The organism is Geothrix fermentans DSM 14018, assembly GCF_000428885.1.
Classification (GTDB): domain Bacteria; phylum Acidobacteriota; class Holophagae; order Holophagales; family Holophagaceae; genus Geothrix; species Geothrix fermentans.
The window spans coordinates 50,357-73,821 of record NZ_AUAU01000018.1; the positions used below are offsets into that span (position 1 = coordinate 50,357).

The following is a 23,465-nucleotide window of genomic DNA, read 5'->3' on the forward strand; positions in this document are numbered from 1 at the left end:
GGACCCGAACCTTTCGTCCGAGCCCCCCATGAGCGCCGCCCGTCCTGAGGACCAGCCCATCCACGACGCCCTCCGCGGCCCGCTGGAAGCCTGGCTGAACCAGAAGAACCAGAGCCTGCTCGAAGAGGTGATCGCCACCTGGCAGCTGGCCATGGAGCGGTTCCATCCCGACGAGGCGCTGCTGGAGCGGATCCGCCAGGCCCTCCCGGCCCCGGCTCCCGTCGAGACCGATGGCGGCGCCGCGGCCGCCTTCTCCGCCGCCCTGGACCTCGTGGAGGGGGCCCCCTCCCAGAGCGACCTCCTCAAGCGGCTGCTGGACGGCCTGGAGCCCCTGGTGGAGCGCAGCGCCATCTTCATCCTCAAGCAGGGACTCGCCTCCCTGTACGCCCACCGCGGCTTCGAGGCCCAGGCGCCCCTGAAACCCGGCGCCGTGGTGCCGCCCCCGGACCTGGAAGCGGTCATCCAGGGCCTGGGCCGCTCCCTCCGGAAGAAGGGCACCGCCTACTCCGCCCTGCTCTCGCCCCTCAGCCCCTACGAAGCCGCGGACCTGGCCATCCTCCCCCTCCGGCACAAGCGGAAGGCCGTGGCCCTGCTCCTGGTGGACAGCGGCCTGCGCCAGAAGCTGGACCACCCGGAGCTGGTGCGCGCCCTGGTACTGGCGGCCTCCGCCTCGCTGGGCGCCCTGGCCGCGGGGAAGGACGAGCCGTCCCCGGCCATCCCCCACCCCGCGCCCGGCACCGGGACCCACCCCGGAACCCAGTCCAGCGCCCCCACCCAGATGGTGCCCGAGCCCATCGAGCCGCCCCATGCCGCGGAGCTGGATCCCAAGACCCGCGCCGCCGCCGACCGGCTCGCCCGCGTCCTGGTGGGGGATGTGGAGCTGTACTTCCCCGGGAAGGTCGCCCAGGCCCGCACCCAGGGGAACCTCTACGGGCTGCTCCGCGACGAGCTCGACCGGAGCCGGGCCACCTTCGTGGAGCGTTTCGGTGAGGATGTAGAGGCTCAGTACCGGATTTTCACCAGCACCGTCGTACACCAGCTGTGCGATGACGATGCCTCCAAGCTGGGCGGGGCTCCCTGGGCCTGAGCCTTCCCCATAAACACTGGTGACAACCGGAGCCGACTCTGGTAGAACCTTGTTCCTTTGGGCATGGGCGAGGAACAGGTCAATGGCGGATCTCGGCAAGAAATTCACGTGTTTCCAGTGCGCGACGAAGTTCTATGACTTCGGCAAGCCGGAGGCGGTCTGTCCGAAGTGCGGCGCGAACCAGAAGGCCGCCCCTGCCAAGCCGCGCGCTGTGAAGAAGGAGAAGAGCGTCCACGTCATCGAGGACGACTTCACCGCCGAGCCCGAGGCCGAGAACCTCGAGGAGGCCTTCAGCGAGAGCGGCGTGCCCCTGGAGCGCGGACGCGGCGAAGGCTTCGATCCCGGCGACCTGCGCATGGATGACTACGACGAATAGGCCCATGAGCTGCGCTCATGGGTAGGGAAAGTGCCGGAGGGTGCGTGATTCATCCGCTCGTGGATCGTCACACGCACCTGGAGGGCGCCCTTGATCCGGCCTGGGTTCGGGCCGAGGCGGAGCGGCGCGGGCTGGCGCTGCCGGACCCCCTGGAGGCCCTTTGGTCCGGCGCCAGTGTGCCGTTCGAGGGCTTCATCGAGGCCTTCCTCTTCGGTGCCGCGTTGCTGGACAGCCGCGAGGCGGTGCGCGCGGCCGTCGGGGCCGTGGCCGGGCGGACGCGGGCCTGCGGCGGATCAGGCTTCGACCTCTGGGCCTCGCCCCACTTCCTGGTGGCCCACCGCGGCCAGATCAGCCTCGACGCCTTCTGGCGGGGTTTGGAGGACGGCCTGGCCGAGGCCGCGGCCCAGGGCGTCCGGGGCTGCGTGGTGGTGGATGCCGTGAACCACTTCGGCCCCAAGCACGGCCACTCGGTCCTCAACCTGGTGCTGCCGGAGCTGCCGCCCTTCGTGAAGGGCTTCTCCACCGGGGGCCTGGAGGGCACCCCCTTCCGCGACTGGGCCCCCGTCTTCGAGCGCGCCCGGAGCGCGGGCCTGCGCATCGCCGCCCACGCGGGCGAGAACGGCCCGGGCTCGAACGTCCGCGAGGCCGTGCTCGAGGGCGGCGTGGCCCGCATCGTCCACGGCATCCGGGCCGACGGCGCCACCCTGGAGCTGCTGGCGGAGCGGGGCATCTCCGTGGACATCTGCCCCACCTCCAACCGGGCCCTGGCCGCCGACGTGGTGCCCCATCCCCTGCCCCGCATGCTGGCGGCCGGCGTGCGCTGCGCCCTGGGCACGGACGACCCCGGCGTGGCCCCCTGCGACCTCGGCACCGAGGCCGCCGCGGCCCGGGCCATGGGCCTGGATGCCACCGCCCTGGAGACCCTCCGGCGGAATGGCGCCGAGGATGCCTGGTGCCTGGCCTGACACCGCGGCAGGTGGCATGGTCTCCTCGCCGGACCCTCGCGCCATGGCCTGCCCCGCAGGCCATTCTGCGGTCCGGCGGTCGACCAGGGCTCGAAGCGCCCGGGCCTTCCAGGTAGACTAGGGGATTCGGTGCGCGCCCGGCTCCGGCCTCCGCGAGCGAGGCGAGCGGGAGGACGCGCCAGACGGCGCGTCCGATAGGCCACGGGCGAAGCTGGATAGAGCCTTCAGCATCCGGCGCTCTATCCAGCCAACCCGGGGGTCGAAGCGCCCCGGCCTTCCAGGTAGACTAGGGGATTCGGTGCGCGCCCATAGCTCAGCTGGATAGAGCATCAGGCTTCGAACCTGAGGGTCGGGCGTTCGAGTCGCTCTGGGCGCACCACCGGCAATGACAATTCGGCAACCCTGCGAGCGTGGCGGAACTGGTAGACGCACTGGATTTAGGTTCCAGCGGTTCACACCGTGTCGGTTCGAGTCCGACCGTTCGCACCACTTCGCATGACCCCCGCATCACACGGAGCATCCATGTCCGCCACCCTGCACCACCAGTCCCCCACCCGCAAAGCCGTCGAGGTGACGGTGCCCGCCGCCGAGGTGAGCGCCGCCTTCAACGAGGTGGTGGCCAAGATCGCCCCGAAGGTCCGCATCCCCGGCTTCCGCCCCGGCAAGGCCCCCCGCCCCGTCCTGATGCAGCGCTACGCGCGCGAGATCCAGTCCGATGTCGCGCAGCAGCTGGTGGAAAAGCACTTCTGGAAGGCCGCCCAGGAGGCGGGCGCCCTGCCCATCTCCCACCCCTCGCTGGAGAAGCTGGACCTGAAGGAGGGCGCCGATGCCGTCTTCCGCGCCCAGTTCGACGTGGCCCCTGAAGTGGCCCTGCCCGACTACAAGGCCATGGTCCTCACCAAGAAGAAGCGGGCCATCGACGAGGCCACCGTGGCCGAGCACCTGGAGGGCCTCCGCCAGCGGGCCACCAAGCTCCTGCCCGTGGAGGACGGCGCCGCGGCCGAGGGCCTCGTGGTCACCTGCGACATCCGGGTGAAGCCCCAGGGCCTCAAGGCCCAGACCTACCAGGACCAGGTGCTGGAACTCGACGGCAAGCGCCCCTTCGACGCCCAGATCCTCGGCATGAAGGTAGACGAGAAGAAGTCCTTCGACCTCACCCACCCCGACGACGACACGAACCGCGTCCTCGCCGGCAAGACCCTGGCCTACGAGGTTCAGATCAAGGACATCCGCCGCAAGGAAGTGCCCGCCCTGGGCGACGACTTCGCCAAGGACATGGGCGCCTTCGAGAACCTCGAAGCCCTGACCGCCGCGGTGAAGAAGGACCTGGAGGAGGCCGCCGAGCGCGACGCCGTGGCCCGCCTCCACGCCAGCATGCTGGACACCCTGCTGGATGCCGCCCCCTTCGAGGTGCCCCGCTCCATGGTGGCCCTGCAGCTGGACGACTACTGCCAGGAGTTCGCTCAGCACGTGGCCCGCCAGGGCATGGATCCCAAGAAGGTGAACTGGCAGGGCTACCGCCAGTTCCGCCTCAATGACGCCGAGCGCGCCGTCCGCAGCGGCTACCTGCTCCAGGCCATCGGCAACGCCGAGAACATCGAAGTGCCCGACGAGGACATCGACGCCGAGATCCGGAACTTCATGGCCGAGAACCAGGTGCAGCAGCCCTTCGACGCCTTCAAGGCCGAGCTGGAGAAGCGCGGCAACACCACTGAGATCAAGGGCCGCCTGCGCACCGACCGCATCTTCACCCACCTGCTCGGAACCGCCAAGGTCACGGAGGAGCAGCTGGACAAGGAGGCCTTCGAAGCCCTGGTGGAGCTGGAGCGCAAGCGCGAGGCCGGCATTCCCGTGAACCGCTTCGACGCCGGCGGCCTGGAGGGCGGCGACCTGGAGGGCCAGGAGGGCGGCGAGCCCGCCGCCGTGGCCCCCGCCGGCCACGTCCACGGCCCCGACTGCGACCATGACCACGATCACGATCATGGCCACGACCACGGCCATGCGGAGGAGGCCGCCCCGGCCAAGAAGCCCGCGGCCAAGAAGGCCGCCAAGGTCGAGCCCGAAGCCGAAGAGAAGCCCAAGAAGGCCTCTGTGAAAAAGGACGAACCCGCCGCGGAGAAGCCCAAGAAGGCCGCCGCCAAGAAGGATGAGCCCGCCGAAGAGAAGCCCAAGGCCAAGAAGCCCGCCGCCAAGAAGTAGCGGTCTGTCCAAACCCTTTGGAGAAGGCGCCTCGCGGCGCCTTCTTGCTATCCTGATGGGCCAGCCGGAGGGCCCATGCCCAGCAGCTACTATCCCCCCATCGTCATCGAGCAGACGCCGCGCGGCGAGCGCAGCTACGACATCTACTCGCGCCTGCTGAAGGACAACATCATCTTCCTGGGCACGGCCATCGATGACAACGTGGCCAACGCCGTGGTGGCCCAGATGCTGTTCCTCGAGAGCGAGGACCCGGACAAGGACATCCAGATCTACATCAACAGCCCCGGCGGCAGCGTGACCGCGGGCCTGGCCATCTACGACACCATGCAGTTCGTGAAGAACGACATCGTCACCTACTGCATCGGCCAGTGCGCCTCCATGGGCGCGCACCTGCTGGCGGCCGGCACCAAGGGCAAGCGCTTCGCCCTGCCCAATGCCCGCATCATGATCCACCAGCCCTCCGGCGGCGCCCAGGGCCAGGCCACGGAGATCGAGATCACCTTCAAGGAGATCCAGCGCCTGAAGGAGAACCTGGCCGCCACCTTCGCCAAGCACACGAACCAGCCCCTGAAGAAGGTCATGAAGGACATGGACCGCGACTTCTTCATGGGCGCCGAGGAAGCCCTGGAATACGGCATCGTCGACAAGGTCCTCTCCGAACGGCCCGCCTGATGAACACCAGCCTTTCCGCCATTCCCGCCTTCGACCAGCTGGCGCGGATCCCGCTCTACGTGCCCGGCAAGCCCATCCAGGAGGTGCAGCGCGAGCTGGGCCTCACGTCCATCGTCAAGCTGGCCTCCAACGAGAACCCCTGGGGCCCCACCGACGCCGTGAAGGCCCGCGTGGCCTCGGTCATCTCCGGCTCCGAGTTCGAGGGCCTGGGCCTCTATCCTGTGAGCGACGGCTACTACCTGCGCCAGCGCATCGCCGAGCGCAAGGGCCTGTCCCTGGACCGGGTGGTGCTGGGCAACGGCAGCAGCGAGATCCTGGAGATGGTGGCCAAGGCCGCCTTCCTGGACGGTGGCAGCGCCGTCATCCCCAAGCACAGCTTCGCCATCTACGGCATCGCCACCCAGACCGCCGGCGGGCGCGTCATCGAGTCCCGGGCCTCGGCCACCGAACTCGACGCCGACGACATCCTGCGCTCCGTGGTGGAGGACACCCGCCTCGTCTACCTCGGCAATCCCAACAACCCCACGGGCATCCGCCTGGAGCAGGCCGAGCTGGAGCGCCTGGTGCGCGACCTGCGCGAGGACATCGTCCTCGTGGTGGACCAGGCCTACGCCGAATACGAGGACCCGGCCACCTATCCGGACGCCGCCGCCTACCTGAACCGGCGCCCGAACCTGCTGGTGCTCCACACCTTCTCCAAGATCCACGCCCTGGCCGCGCTCCGCATCGGCTACGGCCTCGGGTCCAAGGAGATGATCGGATTCCTGGAGCGGGTGCGCAGCCCCTTCAACACCAACCACCTGGCCCAGGCCGCCGCCGAGGTGGCCGTGCAGGACCTGGCCTTCGAAGCCTTCTCCCGCCAGAAGAACACCGAGGCCCGCGCGGCCTTCGTGGCCGAGGCCGCGAAGCACCGCTGCCAGCTCTCGGGCACCTCGGGCAACTTCATCCTCATGGAGACGGCCTTCCCCGCGGCGGAGCTGTTCAAGGAGCTGCTCCAGCGCGGCGTGATCGTGCGTCCCATGCAGGGCTACGGCCTGCCCAACCACATCCGCGTGACCTTCGGCAAGCCCGAGGAGATGGCCGCCTTCTGGAAGGCCGCCGGGCCGCTGCTCGACGGCGGCTGCTAGGTGGCGCAGGTTCCAGACGAGATTGACCGCCTGCGCGCCTTGCTCGCGCAAGGCGCGTACGGGGAATGCAGAGAGGGGCTTCAGGGGCTCCGTTCCCGCTACAAGGCCGAGGCCTCGGCTTTCAATGCCGGAGACATCGCAGCCCTGAAGGCGCTCGCCGCAGGTCTGGACGCCCCGCAGGACCTCGAGGGCGCCCTGAAGGCCACCTTCGGCTACGCCTCCTTCCGCCCCGGCCAGCGGGCCATCATCGAGGCCGTGATGGCGGGCCGCGACGTGGTGGGCATCATGCCCACGGGCGCCGGCAAGTCCCTCACCTACCAGCTGCCGGCGCGGCTGCTGGGCGGCGTGACGCTCGTGGTGTCGCCCCTCATCGCCCTCATGAAGGACCAGGTGGACGCGCTGACGGAAGCCGGGCTCCGGGCCACCTTCCTCAACTCCAGCCTCGACGCGGAAGCCCGCCGGGAGCGCATCCGCGCGCTCAAGAACGGCGAGCTGGAACTGGTCTACGCCGCCCCGGAGGGGCTCGAGCTCTACCTGGCGGACCTGCTGCGGGAGGTGGATCTGCGCCTCATCGCCGTGGACGAGGCCCACTGCATCAGCCACTGGGGCCATGACTTCCGGCCCGCCTACCGCACGCTGGCCGGGCTCAAGCAGCGCTTCCCGAACGTGCCCGTGCTGGCCCTCACCGCCACCGCTACCCCTGAGGTCCGCCGAGACATCGCCCAGCAGCTGGAGATGCGGAACCCTCTGGAGGTACAAGGCTCCTTCTTCCGCTCCAACCTGCGCATCAGCGCCTACCGCAAGGGCGCCGAGGGGCTGCCGCCCGTGCGGGAGGCCCTGCTGCGCCTGGTGCTGGCGCGGCGCGGGGAGAGCGGCATCATCTACTGCCTGTCCCGCAAGGCCGTGGAGGCCACGGCGGCCTTCCTCCGGGGCGAAGGCATCCTCGCCGCCGCCTACCACGCGGGCATGGACGCCGCCGCGCGCGCGGCGGCCCAGGAGGCCTTCCAGCGGGATGACGTGGACGTCATCGTGGCCACCGTCGCCTTCGGCATGGGCATCGACAAGAGCAACATCCGCTACGTCATCCACCGCGACATGCCCAAGAGCGTGGAGGGCTGGTACCAGGAGATCGGCCGTGCAGGCCGCGACGGGGCGGACGCGGACTGCGTGATGTTCTACGGCTGGGGCGACGTGCTGAGCTACGACCGCTTCACGGACGGCCTCGACGCCGGCCTGGCCCAGGCCCAGCAGCGCCAGACCCGCGACCTCTTCCGCCTCGCCGAATCCCCGCGCTGCCGCCACCAGGCCCTGCTGGCCCACTTCGGCGAGCGCATGGAAGCCTGCGGCGCCTCCTGCGACGTCTGCTCCGGCGCGGATCCCCTGGAGGCCGCCCCGAAGCCCGGCAAAGCCAAGAAGGGCTCGCCCCGCGGCACCCGCCCCGCCCTGCCCGAGGGCCCCGTGGACGGCGAGGAGGCGCTCTACCGGGAGCTGAAGGCCCTGCGGAAGCGGCTGGCCGATGCCAAGGGCGTGCCCGCCTACGTGATCTTCAGCGACGCCACCCTCCAGCAGATGGCCCGCTTCCAGCCCCGCACCGAGGCGGAGTTCCTCGCCCTGAGCGGCGTGGGGCCCAAGAAGCTCCAGCAGTACGGCGAGGCGTTCCTGGGACTGCTGCGGGAGAACGGCGGCTGAAGCTGCCAGCCCCGGGGACCTCTGTCACAACCCGGAATGCCCCTTATTGATAACAAAAGGGATACGGCTCACCCCGGCCCCAGACGGGCTTGCCCCGGGCTCATGGGGAAATTAGGGTGGAGGAAGGGGCATTCCCCACTCGATTGTCATTTGTCTTTGCCCACGTACCGGAGGTGGACGCATGAGCTTGAAAGAACGCATCAGGGACCTCGTGAGGCTCTGCTTCCAGCTGGGCAACAACTGGATGACCCTGCTGGGCGTGGCGCTGACGACCAGCTCGGCCTTCACGCTCGTCTGGTTCTGGTTCATGGAGCTGACCAGCCCCAGGGCCGTCCACCCCTATGTCGGCATCCTCCTGTTCCTGGCCCTCCCCGCCCTCTTCCTGGTGGGCCTGGTGCTCATCCCCGTGGGCATCCTCCGCACGCGCCGCAAGCGCCGGCTGGCCGGCGAGAGCCCCACGCCCCTCCAGAAGGTGGACTTCACCCAGCCCGGCATCCGCCGCCTGCTGCTGGTGGTGGGCGCCCTCACCTTCGTGAACGTGGGCATCCTCGGCACCGCGGGCCTCAAGGGCGTGGAGTACATGGACTCCAACCGCTTCTGCGGCCTCACCTGCCACACGGTGATGAGCCCCGAGTACACCGCCTTCCTGAACTCGCCCCACTCCCGCGTGGGCTGCGCCCAGTGCCACATCGGCCACGGGGCCCCGGCCCTCGTCCGCGCCAAGATCTCCGGCACCCGCCAGCTCTTCGCCGTGGCCTTCGGCACCTATTCCCGCCCCATCCCCAGCCCCGTCGAGCACCTGCGCCCGGCCCGCGAGACCTGCGAGCAGTGCCACTGGCCCCAGAAGTTCACCGACGAGAAGCTCCTCATCCGCACCAAGTACGCCGATGACGAGACCAATACCCCCGCCACCAGCATCCTCCTCCTGAAGATCGGTGGCCACACGCCCAATGGCACCACCGGCATCCACGGCCGCCACCTGGACGCCGGGGAGCGCATCAGCTACATCAGCACGGACCACCGCCGCCAGGAGATCCCCAAGGTCACCTACCGCGACGACAACGGCCAGCTGGTGGAGTACGTCACCGAGGACTTCAAGAAGCTGTCCCCCGAGCAGCTCGCCAAGGCAACCGAGCGCAAAATGGACTGCATCGACTGCCACAACCGGCCCACGCACACCTTCGAGCTGCCCGACCGCGCCGTGGACAAGTCCATGGCCAAGGGCCTCATCGCCACGGATCTGCCCTACATCAAGAAGAAGGCCGTGGAGCTGCTGAAGACCGAATACGCCAGCCAGCAGGAAGCGGGCTCCAAGATCGTGCTCGGCATCAACGAGTTCTACCGCACCACCTACCCCGACGTGTTCAAGCACAAGCGGGCCCAGGTGGACGCCGCGGCCGAGACCGTGAAGACCATCTACCTGCGCAACGTGTTCCCCGAGATGAAGCTCACCTGGGGCACGCACCCCAACAACATCGGGCACGAGGAGGCCGTGGGCTGCTTCCGCTGCCACGACGGCAGCCACACCGCCGCCGACGGCCGCACCATCGCCGCCGATTGCAACACCTGCCACACGATCCTCGCCCAGGACGAGAAGGACCCCAAGGTCCTCAAGGACCTCGGCATGAAGTAATGGCAAGGGCAGAGCCGGTCCCGCAGAATGAAGGCATGGCCGCTCCCGCCCTTTCCCTGATCGCGATTGACGGCCCGTCGGGGGTGGGGAAATCCACCACAGCCCGGCGGGTCGCTTCGCGTCTGGGCTGGCATTACCTCGATACGGGCGCCATGTACCGCGCGGCGGCCCTGGCCGTGCTGCGTACCGGCGTGGCGCTGGCGGACCGGGCCGCGCTCGAGCGGCTCCTGGCCGGCCTGGACCTCGCCCAGGAGGGCACCCGGATCTTCCTGGCCGGCGAGGATGTCAGCGAAGCCATCCGCAGCCAGGAGGTCACCCGCGGCGTCACCCCGGTGAGCGCGGATGCGCGGGTGCGCGAGGTGCTGGTGGAGCAGCAGCGGCGCATCGGGGCCTCCGGCCGCTGGGTGGTGGATGGCCGCGACATCGGCACCGTGGTCTTCCCCGGCGCCTGCTGCAAGATCTTCCTCACCGCCAGCCCCGAGGCCCGGGCCCGCCGCCGCTTCCTCGAACTGGAGGCCAAGGGGCAGCGCGCCGTCTACGAGGAGATCCTGGCGGACCAGCAGCGCCGCGACGAGGCCGACAGCACCCGCGCCGTGGCCCCGCTGCGCCAAGCGGAGGACGCCGCCGTCCTCGACTCCAGCGACCTCAGCCTGGAGCAGGTGGTGGACCGCATCGTGGCGAAGCACCTCGCCCACCCCTAGCTTTCCCATGCGCAGAAAAACGGGCGCCGGATGGCGCCCGTTTTTCTGCGGAGAAGGGGAGGATCAGTAGCCTTCGCCTTCGGCCGCCGCCTTCACCTTGCCCCGATGGAACCGGAACAGGAAGGCCACGTAGGCGATGGCGATGGGGAAGCCGATGAGCCACCACGCCAGGCCGGTGCGGAGCCCGTGGACGCCCACGCTGGCGTTGAGGGCCGTCAGATCGAACTGGGGGCCCAAGGTGGACTTCAGCATCACCGGGTAGACACAGGCGGCGCTGGCGGCCAGGAGGCCCAGGATGAAGGCCCCGGAGCCCAGGAAGGCCAGGAGGAACCGCTCGCGCTTGAGCCCGATGAACACCAGGGCCAGGCCCGCCAGGAAGACCAGGGAGGCCACCCAGCCCAGGGGGGCCTGGGGGAGGCGGTGGAAGATGCCCGGGTTCACCACGGAGGTGGCGTAGCTCGACAGGATCCAGAGCACCAGCACGGCGCCCCAGAGCTTCATGCCGAGCCCCCGGGAGCGGTCATGCACCGGGCCGTCCGTCTTCCACGCCAGGAACAGCGCCCCGTGGGCCGTCACGGTCACCAGGGCGAAGACGCCGATCAGCACCGTGTACCAGTCGAGGATGCCGGGCTGCGGGCCCTGGCGGAAGTTGGTCCAGAGGGCCATCTCGAAGAAGCCGCTCCCGTCCACGGGAACGCCGCGGAGCACGTTGCCCAGGGCCGCGCCGAAGAGGATGGGCAGGAGCAGGCTGGAGAGGGCGAAGGTGCCGTCCCAGAACCGGCGCCACAGGCCATCCTCCAGGTGGGAGCGGAACTCGATGGAGATGCCGCGGAGCATCAGGCACCAGACCACCAGCCAGATGGCGAGGTAGAAGCCGGAGAAGCCCGAGGCCAGGACCTTGGGGAAGGCCAGGAACATGGAACCGCCGCCCGCCAGCAGCCAGACCTCGTTGCCGTCCCACAGCGGGCCGATGGCCCCCAGCACCTCGCGGCGCTCCTCGTTGGTCTTGGCCACCACCAGGTGCAGGATGCCGGCACCGAAGTCGAAGCCGTCCATCACGACGTAGATGGCGATCATAACGGCGACCAGCCAGAACCAAAGCTCATGCATGGCTGACCTCCATGATGATGAAACCACGCCCAATCTTGGAGGTCTCGCGTATCCCCGCAGGGGATACCGAGAAGACGGAGACGAGCCAGAACCAGAGCATTTCCATGGCAGCCTCCTAGGCCTTCTGCGAGTGGGAGACGGGGCCGTGGGAGATCTCCCGGCCGATGAGGAAGAGCCACAGGACGCTCAGCACCACGAAGATGCCGGCGAAGCCCAGGGTGGTGAAGGCCGTGTGCCCCGCGTTCACCGTGGGCGAGCCCCCCTGGACGGTGCGCAGCACCCCGTAGATGAGCCAGGGCTGGCGGCCGAACTCGGCCACGGCCCAGCCCGCGGTGGTGGCGATGTAGGGGAAGGGGAAGGCCAGCATCAGGATCCAGAGCATGGGGCGCGCCGTGTCCAGCCGCTTCTTCCAGAGCAGCAGGGCCGCAAGGCCCATGATGGCGATCATGATCGTGCCCAGGCCCGCCATGATGTGGAAGCTGTAGTAGAGCAGCTCGATGTTCTGGGGCCACTGGTCCTCGGGGAACTCGTTCAGCCCCTTCACGTTGCTGGAGAAGCTGCCGTAGGCGATGAAGCTGAGCACGGCGGGCAGCTGGATGGGGTTCTCGATGCGCCGCTGGGCCACGTTGGGCTGGCCCACCAGCGTGAGGTTGGCGCGCGGTCCGCTCTCGAAGCGGCCCTCCATGGCCGCCAGGGTGATGGGCTGGTACTTGGCCACGAGCTTGCCGGAGAGGTCCCCGGTCGGGAAGGCCACGAGCAGGCTGAAGAGGAGGCCCATGATCGTGCCCGTCCGCAGGTTCAGCCGCGCCTGCTCGGGATGGATGCCCTTGAGGGTCCAGAAGGCGCCGATGGCGGCCACCACGAAGGAGGCCGTCACCACGGCGGCGATCATGTTGTGGGCGTACTGGCCCAGAGCCCATGGATTGAGGAGGAAGGCCCAGAAGCTGGAGAGTTGCAGCGTGCCGTCCGCGGCCACGGTGTAGCCCACGGGGTGCTGCATGAAGGCGTTGGTGGCGATGATGAAGTAGCCGGAGAGCCAGCTGCCGATCCAGAGGGCCATGGCCGCGCGGAAGTGCCCCTTGGGCGAGAGCTTCTTCTCGCCCCAGATCAGCATCCCCAGGAAGCTGCTCTCCAGGAAGAAGGCGAACATGCCCTCCATGGCCAGGGTCTGGCCGATGATGCCGCCGGAGATGTGCGAGAACTTCGCCCAGTTGGTGCCGAACTGGAACTCCAGGGGGATGCCCGTGACCACGCCCACCGCGAAGTTGATGCCGAAGATCTTGATCCAGAACCGGGCGGCATCGTTGTAGCGCGCCTCTCCGGTCCGGAGGCCCATGGCCTTCAGCACCACGATGATGAGGGCGAGCCCCATCGTCAGCTGGGGGAACAGGTAGTGGTAGGTCGCCGTGAACCCGAACTGCAGCCTGTGCCAGAAAAGCGGATCACCCATGGTTTCTCCCGGAATGAATGCCCTGCGGCGTCTCTGGTGCCCTGATGCGCCGCCAGTATCCCACGGCCGGCGGGCCGCATCTCATCCGAAGAGCTGACAGTGCAGGGAAATACGCAGAGTGACAGGAGTCACATTGTTTTTTATAGTATCAAATCACTATTTAGTCATATTCTATTTTCATCCCAGCGCCGGACCCTCGCGGATCCGGAAGGCTCAGGGGTAGGGGAGGCGGGCCCGGGGTGGGCCCGCCGTTTTTTCAGCCCCGGGGAGGCTCCACCACGATCTCCGACGTGATGGGCACCGCGGGGCGCAGCATCGCGGACACGCCGCAGTAGGTCTCCTCGGAGAGCTTCACGGCCCGTTCCAGCTTGTCCAGAGGCAGGTTCCGGCCCCGGAAGACGTAGCGCACGTGGATGCCGGTGAAGATCTTCGGATGCTCCTCGCGGGCCTCGGCGCTCACCTGCACCTCGAGGCCGTCCAGCGGGACGCGCATCTTCTCCAGGATGCTCACCACGTCGATGGCCGTGCAGCCCCCCAGCCCGGCCAGGAGCAGGCCCTTGGGGCGGGGCCCCTTGGTGGGCGCCCCTTCCCCGGCCGGCACGTCGATGTGGTAGCGGTGGCCTTCCTGGTCCACCTGGAAGGTGAGGCCGGACTCCCAGCGGACATTGGCTTCCATGCGCGGCTCCTACTCCGCCAGATCCTCCAGGATCGGGGCGGCCGCATCCAGGATACCGGCGGCCATCAGGTGCCGGGCGATGCGGACGGCATCCAGGACCTCCTCGCGCGTGGCGCCCTCCTGCATGGCCATGCGGGCCTGGGAGCGCGCGCAGGAGGCCTGCCGCCGCCCCAGGGCCGCGGCCACAGCCATGAGGTGCCGGTACTTCAGGGGGATCGTGCTCTCCGGCCGCTGGACGCTGCCGTGGGAGAGCTGGGCCGTGGATACCAGGAGGTCCGGGGCCAGCTCCTTCAGCTGCCCGGGCCACGTCGGCAACGTGTCCCCCATCTTGCCCTGCATCATCTGCAGGATCTGGTCGGGGGTGGGCGGGGTCTGGGCGCTCATGGCAGGTCTCCGGATCTCAGGACAGGAAGGACTGGATGCGGCGCCAGGAGCCGAGGTTGTGCACCTCCTTGAAGCCCTTACGCTTGAGGATGGACACGGCGAAGCCGCTGCGGCTGCCGCTGTCGCAGCAGAGCAGCACGGGACGCCCGGGATCCAGCTCCTTCGAGCGCTCGTCCAGCTGGTCGGCGGGAATGTTGATGGCCTTGGGGTGGGAGGCCGTGCGGAACTCGCCCTTGGTGCGGACGTCCACGATCTGGGCGCCGCGCCCGATCAGGGCCTTCACGTCAGCGGAGGAGGCGGAGCGGCGGCTCCACAGGAGGTAGCCGATGGCGGCCACCGGGATGAGGTAGATCCAGTACTCGGCCATCAGGCCTCCGCCTGCTGGAGCGCGTCCTTCAGCACATGGGCGGGCTGGACACCCACCATGCGGCGGAGGATGCGGCCGTCCTTGAGGACCACCAGGGTGGGGATGCTCTGGACGCCGAACTGGCTGGCCAGCAGCGGCTCCTCATCGACGTTCACCTTGGCGACGATGGCCTTGTTCCCGGCGGCGCGGGCCACCTCGTCGAGGATGGGGCCCTGCATGCGGCAGGGGCCGCACCAGGGCGCCCAGAAATCGAGGAGCACGGGGCTCGTGTGGGAGGAGACCTTGTGGAAGGCCTCGGTGGTGAGATGGATGACTTCGGACATGGGAACTCCAGTTCAGATCCGGCGCAGGCCGGGACGGCGGGACCTCAGCGGGCCAGGGCCCAGATCAGGCCCAGGACGGCGCCATAGCTGATGCCGCGGGCGGGCGTCGCGGTCAGCGGGCAGGCCCCGGTGCTGCAGCCCACCAGGCGGTGCCAGGCATAGCCCAGGGCCCCGCCGATGACGAGCCCGAGGCCGATGCGGAGGGCCGTGGCCTTCATCGCGAGCACCCCACGCCCGGGCCCTCGGGCACGCCCAGCTTGCGCAGGATGGTGGACATGAGACACCAGTTGGTGAGGCCGCTCTGGAGCAGGTTCGCGCCCACGAAGACGGTGAACCAGATCCAGTTCGGGTTGTGGAACTTCGCCAGGGCGAGGCTCAGCAGGATGAAGGTGCCGGCGATGGTGTGGACGGTGCGATCGACGTTCATGGTTATTCCTTTCCGGCGAGGGTCGCCTGGCGTTGAAGGTGGGCCGCGTGGCCCCGGCGGGCCACGAGGTAGTAGAGGACGGGCACGGCGATGCGGGACAGCAGGGTGGCGGCCACTTCGCCCGCCATGAGGCTGATGGCCAGGCCCTGGAAGATGGGGTCGGCCAGCATGACGGCGCTGCCCACCAGCACGGCGGAGGCCGTCAGCAGCATGGGCCGGAAGCGCACCACGCCAGCCTCTTCCACGGCGGACTCCAGCGACATGCCCTCCTTCAGCTTCAGCTCGATGAAGTCCACGAGGATGATGCTGTTGCGGACGATGATGCCGGCTCCGGCGATGAAGCCGATCATGCTGGTGGCCGTGAAGAAGGCCCCCATGAGCCCGTGCGCCGGAATGATGCCGATGAGCGAGAGCGGGATCGGCACCAGGATGACCCAAGGGATCTCGAAGCTCTCGAACCAGCCCACCACCAGCACGAAGATCAGCACCAGCACCGCCGCGAAGGCCATGCCCAGGTCGCGGAAGACTTCGAGGGTGATGTGCCACTCGCCGTCCCACTTCATGACCAGGTTCTCGGTGTTCCCGGGATGGGCCAGGCCCAGCCGCGCCACCTTCGCGCCGCCGGTGCCCTTGAGGGCGTCGATCTTCTTGTTGAGGGCGGACAATGCGTAGACCGGGCTTTCGATGCGGCCCGCCAGGTCCGAGAACACGTAGGCCACGGGCATCAGGTTCTTGTGGTGGATGACCGCCTCTTCACGGCCCTCCTTCACCGTCACCAGCTCCCGCACGGGAACCATGCCCCGGGCGCCGGGGACCGTGAGCTGGAGGAGCTGGTCCAGGCGCTGGCGCTTCTCCGGGGCCAGTTGCACTACCACGGGCACCTGGCTGGAGCCGCGCAGCACATGGAAGGCGCCGGCGGTGTGCCCGTAGCCGGCCATGGCGAGGGTCTGGACGACCTGGGCCGGCGCGACGCCGTGCAGGGCGGCCTTCTCCCGGTCCAGCACCAGGCTGATCTTCGGGGTGGTGGCGTTCAGCGAGGAATCCACATCCACGATCCCATCCACGCTCTGGAAGGCTTGGAGGACCTCGCCCGCCAGGCGGGTGCGCTCGGCCTCGGAGGGGCCGTAGATCTCGGCCACGATGGTGTCCATGACCGGAGGCCCCGGGGGGATCTCCACGAGCTTCAGACGGGCCCCGACGGGCTTCGCGAGCTTCTCCAGCTCGGGCCGCAGGCGCACGACGATGTCATGGCTCTGCTCCTTGCGGTCGCCCTTGGGGACCAGGTTCACCTGCACGTCCACCATCTCCGCCTCCTGGCGGAGGAAGCTGTGGCGCACCATGCCCACGAACGTGAAGGGCGCGGCCTCGCCGGCGTAGACCTGAACGTCCTTGACCGTGGCGTCCTTCAGCAGGCGCCGGGCGATGTCCTGGCCCACGGCGAGGGCATCCTCCCTCGGCGTGCCCGCCGGGAGGTCCAGCTGGACCATGAACTCCGATTTGTTGTCGAAGGGCAGCATCTTGACCTTGACCACGCCGAAGCCCACCAGGGACATGGCCCCCAGGAGCAGGACGACGACCCCGGCGAAGAAGCTCCACCGGACCTTCGGCCGGGTCAGCAGCGCATGCATCGACCTCCGGTAGATCCGCGTGAACCGCGTCTCCGGCACCTCGTCCGGCCCGCGGTGGTGCTGGGCCGGCTCCGGGGCCACGGAATCGGGGTGGCCGGGGTGGAGGCCGGTGGCATCCGTCTCGGGGAGGTGGGCCTCCTTGCGGAATACGATGAGGCTGGCCCAGGGGCTGATGACGAAGGCGATGACCAGGCTGAAGAGCATGGCCAGGCTCGCGCCCACGGGGATGGGCCGCATGTAGGGCCCCATGAGGCCCCGCACGAAGGCCATGGGCAGGATGGCGGCGATGACGGCGAAGGTGGCCAGGATGGTGGGGTTGCCCACCTCGTCCACGGCCTCCACCACCATGCGGGCGAAGGTCTTCTTCTGGCCCGGGAGGTGCAGGTGCCGGTGGATGTTCTCCACCACCACGATGGCGTCGTCCACCAGGATGCCGATGGAGAAGATGAGAGCGAACAGCGTCACCCGGTTCAGCGTGTAGCCGAACAGGTAGGTGATGAGCAGCGTGAGGGCCAGGGTGACGGGCACGGCGATGCCCACCACCACGGCGCTGCGCCAGCCCATGGCCAGCAGGATCAGCGCGATGACGCTGAGGGTGGCGATGAGCAGGTGCTCGATGAGCTCGTTGGACTTGTCTCCGGCGGTCTCGCCGTAGTTGCGCGCGACGGTGACCTTCAGGTCGCGGGGGATGAGGTTGCCCCGCAGGGCCTCCACCTTGGCCAGCACCTGGTCCGCCAGGGCGGTGGCATTGGCGCCGGCGCGCTTGGAGAGGGTGATGCTCACGGCGGGCTCGAAGCCGGGCCGGGCCGCGTCCGCGAAGAGGACCACGGGCGGCTCCGGATCCGGCGCGTCCACCACCCGGGCCACATCCGCCAGGTAGACCGGCCTCTGGTTCCGGACCCCCACCACCAGGCGGCGCAGCTCGGCGGCCTGGAGCACGAAGCCCGTGGCCTCCAGCTCCGTGCGCCGGCCCCGGTCCACCAGGGCGCCGGCGGGCAGCTGGGCCTCCGCGGACTGGAGGGCCGGCTGGAGCTCACCGAGGGACAGGTTGAGGGACCGGAGGCGGTCCGGATCCGGCTCGATGCGGACCATGCGCCGGGCCCCGCCGATGACCTTCACCTGGGCGGTGCTGGGAACGCCGGCCAGCTCACGGGCCAGGACTTCGCCCACCTGGCGCAGCTGGCCGGGGGTCTGGGCGGATCCGGGCTCGCCGTGGAGGGCGAGCACCATGAAGGGCACGTCGTCGATGGTCTGGAGCTTGATGATGGGCTTCATGGCCCCGGGAGGCAGCAGGTCCGGATGGGCGGCCAGCTCCTGATAGACCTTCACCAGGCTCGGCTCCTGGGGCTCGTTCACCTTGAAGCGCACGGTGATGAGCGCCATGCCCGGCCGGCTCATGCTGTAGAGGTACTCGACGCCGGGGATGCCCCAGAGGCGCCGCTCCAGGGGCGTGGCGACCTGGCTCTCCACCTCCTTGGGACTCGCGCCCGGGTAGGGCACGTAGAGGTCCACCATGGGCACGACGATCTGGGGCTCCTCCTCGCGGGGCGTGAGCACCACGGCGAGGATGCCCAGCAGCAGCGAGGCGAAGACGATGAGGGGCGTCAGCTTGTTCCGCAGGAAGCCCTTGGCGAGCCTTCCGGCCAGACCCAGCCGGACTTCACTTTCCATGGACCACCCCGCTGGAGATCTCGATGGGCTGGCCGTCCTGGAGCGCACCGGGACGGTCGATGACCTGCTCACCTACCTTCAGGCCGGAACGCACGGGCAGGTAGCCGCCCCCGCCCTCCCCCAGGGAGAGCCAGCGCAGCTCGGCGCGGCCGTCCTTGGCGACGAAGACGCCCGAGAGCTCCCCGCGCTGGACCAGGGCGCTCCGGGGCACGGAGACCCCCTGGGCGGCCTTGAGGCCGGTCACGAGGATGCGGGCGAAGGAGCCCTGGCGGAGGCCCTTGGGCTTGAGCACCTTGGCGCGCAGGGTGCCCTTGTGGCTGGCAGGATCGCCTCCGGGCGCCAAGCCCGTGACCTGGGCCTCGCCCTCGGTCCCCTCGGATTCGAACACCAGCTTCGAACCCGTCTTCAGGCCCTTGGCCTCTTCCTCGGAGACTGTTGCCACCAGCTCCTGCTCCCCGTCGCCGACAAGTTCCAGCAGCGGCATGCCGGGGCCGACGAAGTCGCCCTCGTTCACCTTGCGGGACTGCACCACGCCGGCGAAGGGGGCGCGGATCTGGGTGTAGGCGATGTTGGCCCGGATGGCCGCCACGCCCGCCTGGGCCTGGGCCACCTGGGCCTGGGCCTGCTCCAACTCCGAGGGCGTGGCGGCCTTCTGGGCCTGGAGGGCCGCGATGCGGCGGTGGTGGGCCTCGACGGTGGCGAGGCCGGTCTGGGCGGCCTTGAGCTGGCCCTGCAGGTCCTCGTCACCCAGGGAGATCAGGAGGGTTCCGGCACCCACGCGCTGGCCTTCCTGCACCAGCACGCGCTTGACCTGCGCGGCCATGCGGGTGGACAGGTTCGCGGTCCGCGTGGACTGGAGCGTGGCCGCCACCCAGGCGCCGCCCTCGCCCATGCCCTGGGTCGCGCCCTGCCCCACCAACGAAACCGCCACTTTGGGAAGGCTGTTCACTTCTCGGGACTGCGGCCTGCGCCCGCAGGCCGCAGTCCCGAGCAAGGCACCGATCACGAGGGTCTGAATGACAACCGACTTCATGGCTTCACTCCTTCGATGGGGGTGCCGGTGGCCAGGTCCAGCCCCGCGCGGCTCACCCGCAGGTCGTACAGGCTCTGGAGGAGGAGGGTGCGGGCGCCCTGGATGGCCGCTTCCGCATCGAGCACGTCGATCAGGGGGGCGAGCCCCTCCCGGTGGCGGGCTTCCCTCAGGCGCTTGGATTCCTCGGCGGCGGCCAGGGATTCCTTCGCCGCGGTGTAGCGGGCCTGGGCGGCGAGGACCGACTCCCTCGCCACGCGGACCTCATGGTCGGCCTGCTGCTGCTTGAAGTCCCGCATCTCGCGGGCGGCGCGCTCCTGCGCCCGGGCGGCCCGGGCCTTCGCCTGGTCGGGCGCCGAGAACACCTTCCACTTCACGCCCACGCCGGCCCAGGTCCAGTTCCCCTTGTCGGACCAAGAATGGTGGAGGGTGCCCGCGCCCAGCTCCAGACCCACTTCGGGCAGCACGCTGCCCTTGGCGGCCTTGGCGCCCTCGGCGGCGGCCCGGGCCTGGAGGTCGGCGGCCACCAGGTCGCCCCGCGGACCGGCCGCAGGGCCGGCGGCCAGGTCGACGGGTTCCTTCGAGGGGCGCATGCCCCCCTCGAAATCTGGGGTCAGCGGCGTGCCCAGGGGGCCTTCCACGGGCCCCGTACCCGTGAGGAGGCCCAGGCCCGAGCGGGCGGCGCGGGCCTGCTTGGTGACCTCGGCCTTCTGGGCGTCGATCTGCGCGTGGAAGGCCTTGAGCCGCTGGAGCTCGGACTCCAGCATGAGGCCCTGCTTCACCCGGGCGCCCGCGAAGTCCTCCATGCCCTGGATCCAGGTCCGGGAGTCCTCCACCCAGCGGAGGGCCTGCTCGGCCACCTGGACGCCGAAGTAGGCCTCCACCACGGCCTGCGCCGCCTCCTGCCTGCGGCGTTCCTGGCTGGCGGCCTCGGCCTGGGCCAGATACTCCCCGGCCCGCCGGGCGGCACTGATCCGCCCGCCCGCGTAGAGGGGCTGCTGGAGCACGGCGGAGCCGCCGTAGGCGCCGATGGGATCCGGATGGTTCAGGGCCCTGGGATCGAAGTCCGCCGCTGTGATGCGGGCCTGGTTCAGCTTGATGCCGAAGGCCTGCATGGGCTCGTTGGTGCGGATCCCCTGGGCCTGGAGGGTGAGGCTCGGCAGGCGCAGGTCGCGGGCGCCCTCCGCCTCCGCCTGCCGGGCCTCCACCATGGCCTGGCCCGCCCGGAGCCCGGCCTGGCCGGTCCAGGCCTTCCGGATGCTCTCGGCCACGGTCGGACCGGACTGGGCCAGGAGGGTTCCCCCCGAGGCCAGCGCCAAGCCCAGTGCCGTAGTAACTTTAATACTCATAGAGGAATACTCCTAGGCAAAAAAAGGGACCGGGCTCGATTCCCTGGGCTCATTTGAGGGCTTTGTAGGTCATCTTCGCACGGTCCGTCACGTGGCCGCAGACCAGGTCGCACAACTCTCCCACCAGAGGCATGACCGGGGTGAAGTACACGGCGTTGCCCTCGGGCTCGCGGCTGACGAGGCCCACGCGCACCAGGCAGGCCAGGTGCTTCGAGGCATTGGCCTGGGAGAGGCCCGCGGCCTCGGCCACGGCGCCCTGGCTCAGGGGCCCCTTGCTGTCGAGGAGGGAGCGGAGGATCTTCAGCCGGGAGGCGTCGCCCAGGGCGCTGAAGAGGCCGCTCACTTCTTCGATCATGGGATTGCTGAGCTGGTGGTTCACGGCTTCAACTCCATGCGACTATGATCATCCGGTTTCGATCCTTGTCAACCCGGAAAATGACCAGTCATCGAAAACTGTATACCCATTGGATCATCCGGCAACCCGACATCCCAGTCCCCTGGCGATTTCCGGCGGGATCGTGACCGGCGTCAACTTCCCGAGGAGAGTTGCTAGGCTGGCAGACATTGGAGTTCCCCGTGGACGACCTGGACCTGCGCGCCGCCAAGATCCGCCTGCTCTGCACCGACATCGACGGCGTCCTCACCACCGGCGCCCTGACCTACGGCCCGGAGCCCGGCCACACCAAGGCCTTCCACGTGCGGGACGGGGCCGCCATCAAGCACCTGCAGCGCGCGGGCATTCCCGTGGCGTTCATCTCCGGCCTGGACGCCGGCGCCACCCGGCACCGGGCCCAGGACCTGGGTGTGGAGGACTGCTTCGCGGGCCACTTGGACAAGCTGCCCATCCTGGACCAGCTCTGCGCCAAGTACGGCCTGGCCTACGACCAGGTGGCCCACCTGGGCGACGACCTGCCGGACCTCCCCCTGCTCCGCCGGGTGGGCCTGGCCTGCTGCCCCGACGACGCCGTGGAGGAGGTGAAGGCCGTCTGCCACTGGACCGTGCCCGTCCCCGGCGGCCGGGGCGTGCTGCGGGCCGTGGCCGAGCGGATCCTGAAGGCCCAGGGGCGGTGGGCGGAGACCGTCGGGAAGTACTAGTCCCACACGGAAGGGAACAGATCTCCACGAAGGTTGTCAGTTGGCAGTCAAGGTCTCGGGATTCTTTTCCCTTCGGGCGGGCAAGGATCTGTCCAGCCGAGAGAGGCGCAAGGCCGCGAAAGGGACGCCAGGGACGGCTTCTGGCACGCCTTTCGCGGCCCGCAGGCTTTGCGCCCCTCCCGGCTGCGACCGTTGGCTCCGCTGTGAAGGGAAAAGCAGAAGGTGGGCTCCTCCTTCACGCGGCCTGGATCTTGGGAACCCAGTCGTGCTCGGCCTTGAGCACAGCTCGCATGAGGACAAGCAGCTTGCGCATCACGGCCCCCAGGGCTGCCCTCCAGTGGAGACCCCTTCTGAGCAGGCTGGCATAGGTGTCTGCCAGGTCCGGGTTGGAGCGCACTGCGCTCATGGCTGCCATGTAGAGCGCGGCCCGGACCCGTGCATTCCCCTGCTTGCAGAGCCGTGTCGTGCCGCGAACGCTGATGCCGCTTTCCTTCTTCCTCGGGCTTACGCCCGCGAATGCCGTGAGCTGGCGGCTTCTGATGAACCGGCGGAGGTCTCCCAGCTCTCCCACGATGGTCACGGCGGTGATCAGGCCCACCCCCTTGATGGATGTCAGGCGCTTAACCTGGGCGCCGAGGGCTTCGTGGTGCTTCATGTGCGCTCGGATGGCTGCTTCCAGCTTCCCGATCTGCTGGTCGAAGGTCTTGATGACCTGCTCCAAGGCCCTCGTGGCGCCTTTCGCCGCACGCGGATGGTCCTTCAACCGGAGCCGCATCGCCACGCGCGCGTCCACCAAGTCGGCACGGATGCGGGCGAGATCCTTCAATTCAGCGAGGGCAAGGGATGGCTTCTCCCAGGCCCTGGGGCGCCGCTCCGAGCCGAAACCCGCCAAGGCCCTGGCGTCGAGGTTGTCGGTCTTGTTCCGAAGTCCCAGCGACCTGATGTAGGCATGGCTTTGGATCGGATTCACGATGGCGAGGTGAAGCTCCGGGTCCAGGCCGGAAAGCCAGGTGGCCAGTTCCTCCGCGAAGGCGCCGGTGGACTCCATGGCGAGCCCGAACCGGGTTCCTTCAGGCGCCTCGGACTTCATCCAGGCCAGGAGTTCGGCAGCCCCGCTTTGGGTGCGGGGAAACGACCTCACCCTTCGCCGAGGCAGGTCCTCGTGGCCCCAGAGCGCCAGATCGAGGCTTGCCTTGGCGAGGTCGGCGCCGGCCCAGTGGACCGGGAGGGTTGGAGCGGATGTTCCTCGAGTCATGAGACCTCCCATTCCAGCGGGAAAGGCCTATGCTGCAAACGTGCGCGCCTGACCATTCTTGCGCATTCGGCTCGAAACCGAGGTTGTCACCGGTCCTACGGCGCGGCACGGGAGGAGGGATGGGCTGAACCTTTGTGACGGCGATTCTCTCAGCGCCTCAACACAAACCAGCACCATCCCTCCGTTTGCCACACTGCCTCCGCTGGAGAATCTCCCCATCGACTAGACAGGGGGCGAGGGAAACATACAAG

22 protein-coding genes, 2 tRNA genes and 1 pseudogene are annotated in these 23,465 nt (G+C 69.0%); 12 read left to right on the forward strand and 13 right to left on the reverse strand.

Translation table 11 applies throughout. The features are described from left to right. The first annotated feature begins 28 nt into the window (after positions 1-28). The 11 genes and pseudogenes from G398_RS0107700 to cmk all read left to right on the forward strand — a co-directional run bounded on the left by G398_RS0107700 (position 29) and on the right by cmk (position 10,449). Positions 29-1,087, forward strand: coding sequence for a hypothetical protein (locus tag G398_RS0107700; protein ID WP_026853172.1), 1,059 nt, complete (start codon positions 29-31; stop codon positions 1,085-1,087). A gap of 79 nt (positions 1,088-1,166) precedes the next feature. Next, positions 1,167-1,463: pseudogene (locus G398_RS17050) on the forward strand (FYDLN acid domain-containing protein); the annotation flags it as partial. A 44-nt stretch (positions 1,464-1,507) separates the two neighbouring features. Further along, positions 1,508-2,428, forward strand: a complete 921-nt coding sequence (locus G398_RS17055) for an adenosine deaminase family protein (protein ID WP_052571663.1) — start codon at positions 1,508-1,510, stop codon at positions 2,426-2,428. 302 nt (positions 2,429-2,730) lie between these two features. Next, positions 2,731-2,807, forward strand: a tRNA-Arg gene (locus G398_RS0107715). 25 nt (positions 2,808-2,832) lie between these two features. Next, positions 2,833-2,917 (forward strand) — tRNA-Leu (locus G398_RS0107720). Between the two features lie 33 nt (positions 2,918-2,950). Next, the gene (gene tig / locus G398_RS0107725; protein ID WP_026853173.1) at positions 2,951-4,627 is read left to right on the forward strand and encodes a trigger factor; all 1,677 of its coding nucleotides are present in this window, start codon (positions 2,951-2,953) and stop codon (positions 4,625-4,627) included. 75 nt (positions 4,628-4,702) lie between these two features. Further along, on the forward strand, positions 4,703-5,299 hold the full coding sequence (gene clpP, locus G398_RS0107730; RefSeq protein WP_026853174.1) for an ATP-dependent Clp endopeptidase proteolytic subunit ClpP: 597 nt from the start codon (positions 4,703-4,705) through the stop codon (positions 5,297-5,299). After that, positions 5,299-6,426, forward strand: a complete 1,128-nt coding sequence (gene hisC / locus G398_RS0107735; protein WP_026853175.1) for a histidinol-phosphate transaminase — start codon at positions 5,299-5,301, stop codon at positions 6,424-6,426. Before clpP ends, hisC begins: the two co-directional genes overlap by 1 nt. Continuing rightward, positions 6,427-8,115 (forward strand): RecQ family ATP-dependent DNA helicase, encoded by a 1,689-nt coding sequence (locus G398_RS0107740; RefSeq protein WP_157492324.1) that lies wholly within the window; start codon positions 6,427-6,429, stop codon positions 8,113-8,115. It abuts the gene before it with no gap. A gap of 181 nt (positions 8,116-8,296) precedes the next feature. Continuing rightward, complete coding sequence (locus tag G398_RS0107745) at positions 8,297-9,748, forward strand: cytochrome c3 family protein (protein ID WP_026853177.1); 1,452 nt, start codon at positions 8,297-8,299, stop codon at positions 9,746-9,748. A gap of 35 nt (positions 9,749-9,783) precedes the next feature. After that, positions 9,784-10,449: a (d)CMP kinase gene (gene cmk, locus G398_RS0107750; protein ID WP_026853178.1), complete on the forward strand. Its 666-nt coding sequence runs from the start codon at positions 9,784-9,786 to the stop codon at positions 10,447-10,449. 63 nt (positions 10,450-10,512) lie between these two features. On the opposite strand, the gene cydB is transcribed toward cmk, so the two are convergent. The 12 genes from cydB to G398_RS0107815 all read right to left on the reverse strand — a co-directional run bounded on the left by cydB (position 10,513) and on the right by G398_RS0107815 (position 21,243). Next, the gene (gene cydB / locus G398_RS0107755; RefSeq protein ID WP_026853179.1) at positions 10,513-11,559 is read right to left on the reverse strand and encodes a cytochrome d ubiquinol oxidase subunit II; all 1,047 of its coding nucleotides are present in this window, start codon (positions 11,557-11,559) and stop codon (positions 10,513-10,515) included. A 115-nt stretch (positions 11,560-11,674) separates the two neighbouring features. Next, the gene (locus tag G398_RS0107765; RefSeq protein WP_026853180.1) at positions 11,675-13,009 is read right to left on the reverse strand and encodes a cytochrome ubiquinol oxidase subunit I; all 1,335 of its coding nucleotides are present in this window, start codon (positions 13,007-13,009) and stop codon (positions 11,675-11,677) included. Positions 13,010-13,265: 256 nt separating this feature from the next. After that, positions 13,266-13,685, reverse strand: coding sequence for an OsmC family protein (locus G398_RS0107770; RefSeq protein WP_026853181.1), 420 nt, complete (start codon positions 13,683-13,685; stop codon positions 13,266-13,268). Between the two features lie 9 nt (positions 13,686-13,694). Beyond that, on the reverse strand, positions 13,695-14,069 hold the full coding sequence (locus tag G398_RS17060; RefSeq protein ID WP_052571664.1) for a carboxymuconolactone decarboxylase family protein: 375 nt from the start codon (positions 14,067-14,069) through the stop codon (positions 13,695-13,697). A 16-nt stretch (positions 14,070-14,085) separates the two neighbouring features. Then, complete coding sequence (locus G398_RS17065; RefSeq protein WP_052571665.1) at positions 14,086-14,436, reverse strand: rhodanese-like domain-containing protein; 351 nt, start codon at positions 14,434-14,436, stop codon at positions 14,086-14,088. Further along, positions 14,436-14,759, reverse strand: coding sequence for a thioredoxin (gene trxA, locus G398_RS0107785; RefSeq protein ID WP_026853182.1), 324 nt, complete (start codon positions 14,757-14,759; stop codon positions 14,436-14,438). Before trxA ends, G398_RS17065 begins: the two co-directional genes overlap by 1 nt. Before the next feature lie 44 nt (positions 14,760-14,803). Beyond that, positions 14,804-14,977 carry a DUF6132 family protein gene (locus G398_RS20725; protein WP_157492325.1) on the reverse strand — a complete coding sequence of 58 codons (174 nt, stop codon included), beginning with the start codon at positions 14,975-14,977 and terminating at the stop codon, positions 14,804-14,806. Continuing rightward, positions 14,974-15,186: a YgaP family membrane protein gene (locus tag G398_RS0107795; protein ID WP_026853183.1), complete on the reverse strand. Its 213-nt coding sequence runs from the start codon at positions 15,184-15,186 to the stop codon at positions 14,974-14,976. Before G398_RS0107795 ends, G398_RS20725 begins: the two co-directional genes overlap by 4 nt. 2 nt (positions 15,187-15,188) lie before the next feature. Beyond that, positions 15,189-18,485, reverse strand: coding sequence for an efflux RND transporter permease subunit (locus G398_RS0107800; protein WP_026853184.1), 3,297 nt, complete (start codon positions 18,483-18,485; stop codon positions 15,189-15,191). Next, complete coding sequence (locus G398_RS0107805; RefSeq protein ID WP_245576282.1) at positions 18,475-19,434, reverse strand: efflux RND transporter periplasmic adaptor subunit; 960 nt, start codon at positions 19,432-19,434, stop codon at positions 18,475-18,477. The genes G398_RS0107800 and G398_RS0107805 overlap by 11 nt, the downstream gene beginning before the upstream one ends. Positions 19,435-19,514: 80 nt before the next feature. Continuing rightward, complete coding sequence (locus G398_RS0107810; protein ID WP_026853186.1) at positions 19,515-20,864, reverse strand: TolC family protein; 1,350 nt, start codon at positions 20,862-20,864, stop codon at positions 19,515-19,517. Positions 20,865-20,913: 49 nt separating this feature from the next. Then, positions 20,914-21,243 (reverse strand): ArsR/SmtB family transcription factor, encoded by a 330-nt coding sequence (locus G398_RS0107815; protein WP_026853187.1) that lies wholly within the window; start codon positions 21,241-21,243, stop codon positions 20,914-20,916. Positions 21,244-21,440: 197 nt separating this feature from the next. On the opposite strand from G398_RS0107815, the gene G398_RS0107820 reads away from it, so the two are divergent. Beyond that, positions 21,441-21,959 carry a KdsC family phosphatase gene (locus tag G398_RS0107820; RefSeq protein ID WP_026853188.1) on the forward strand — a complete coding sequence of 173 codons (519 nt, stop codon included), beginning with the start codon at positions 21,441-21,443 and terminating at the stop codon, positions 21,957-21,959. A gap of 235 nt (positions 21,960-22,194) precedes the next feature. Here G398_RS0107820 and G398_RS19520 read toward each other — a convergent pair whose 3' ends face one another. After that, a complete protein-coding gene (locus G398_RS19520; RefSeq protein WP_052571668.1) occupies positions 22,195-23,214 on the reverse strand; it encodes an IS110 family RNA-guided transposase in 1,020 nt (339 codons plus the stop codon). Between the last annotated feature and the right edge of the window lie 251 nt (positions 23,215-23,465).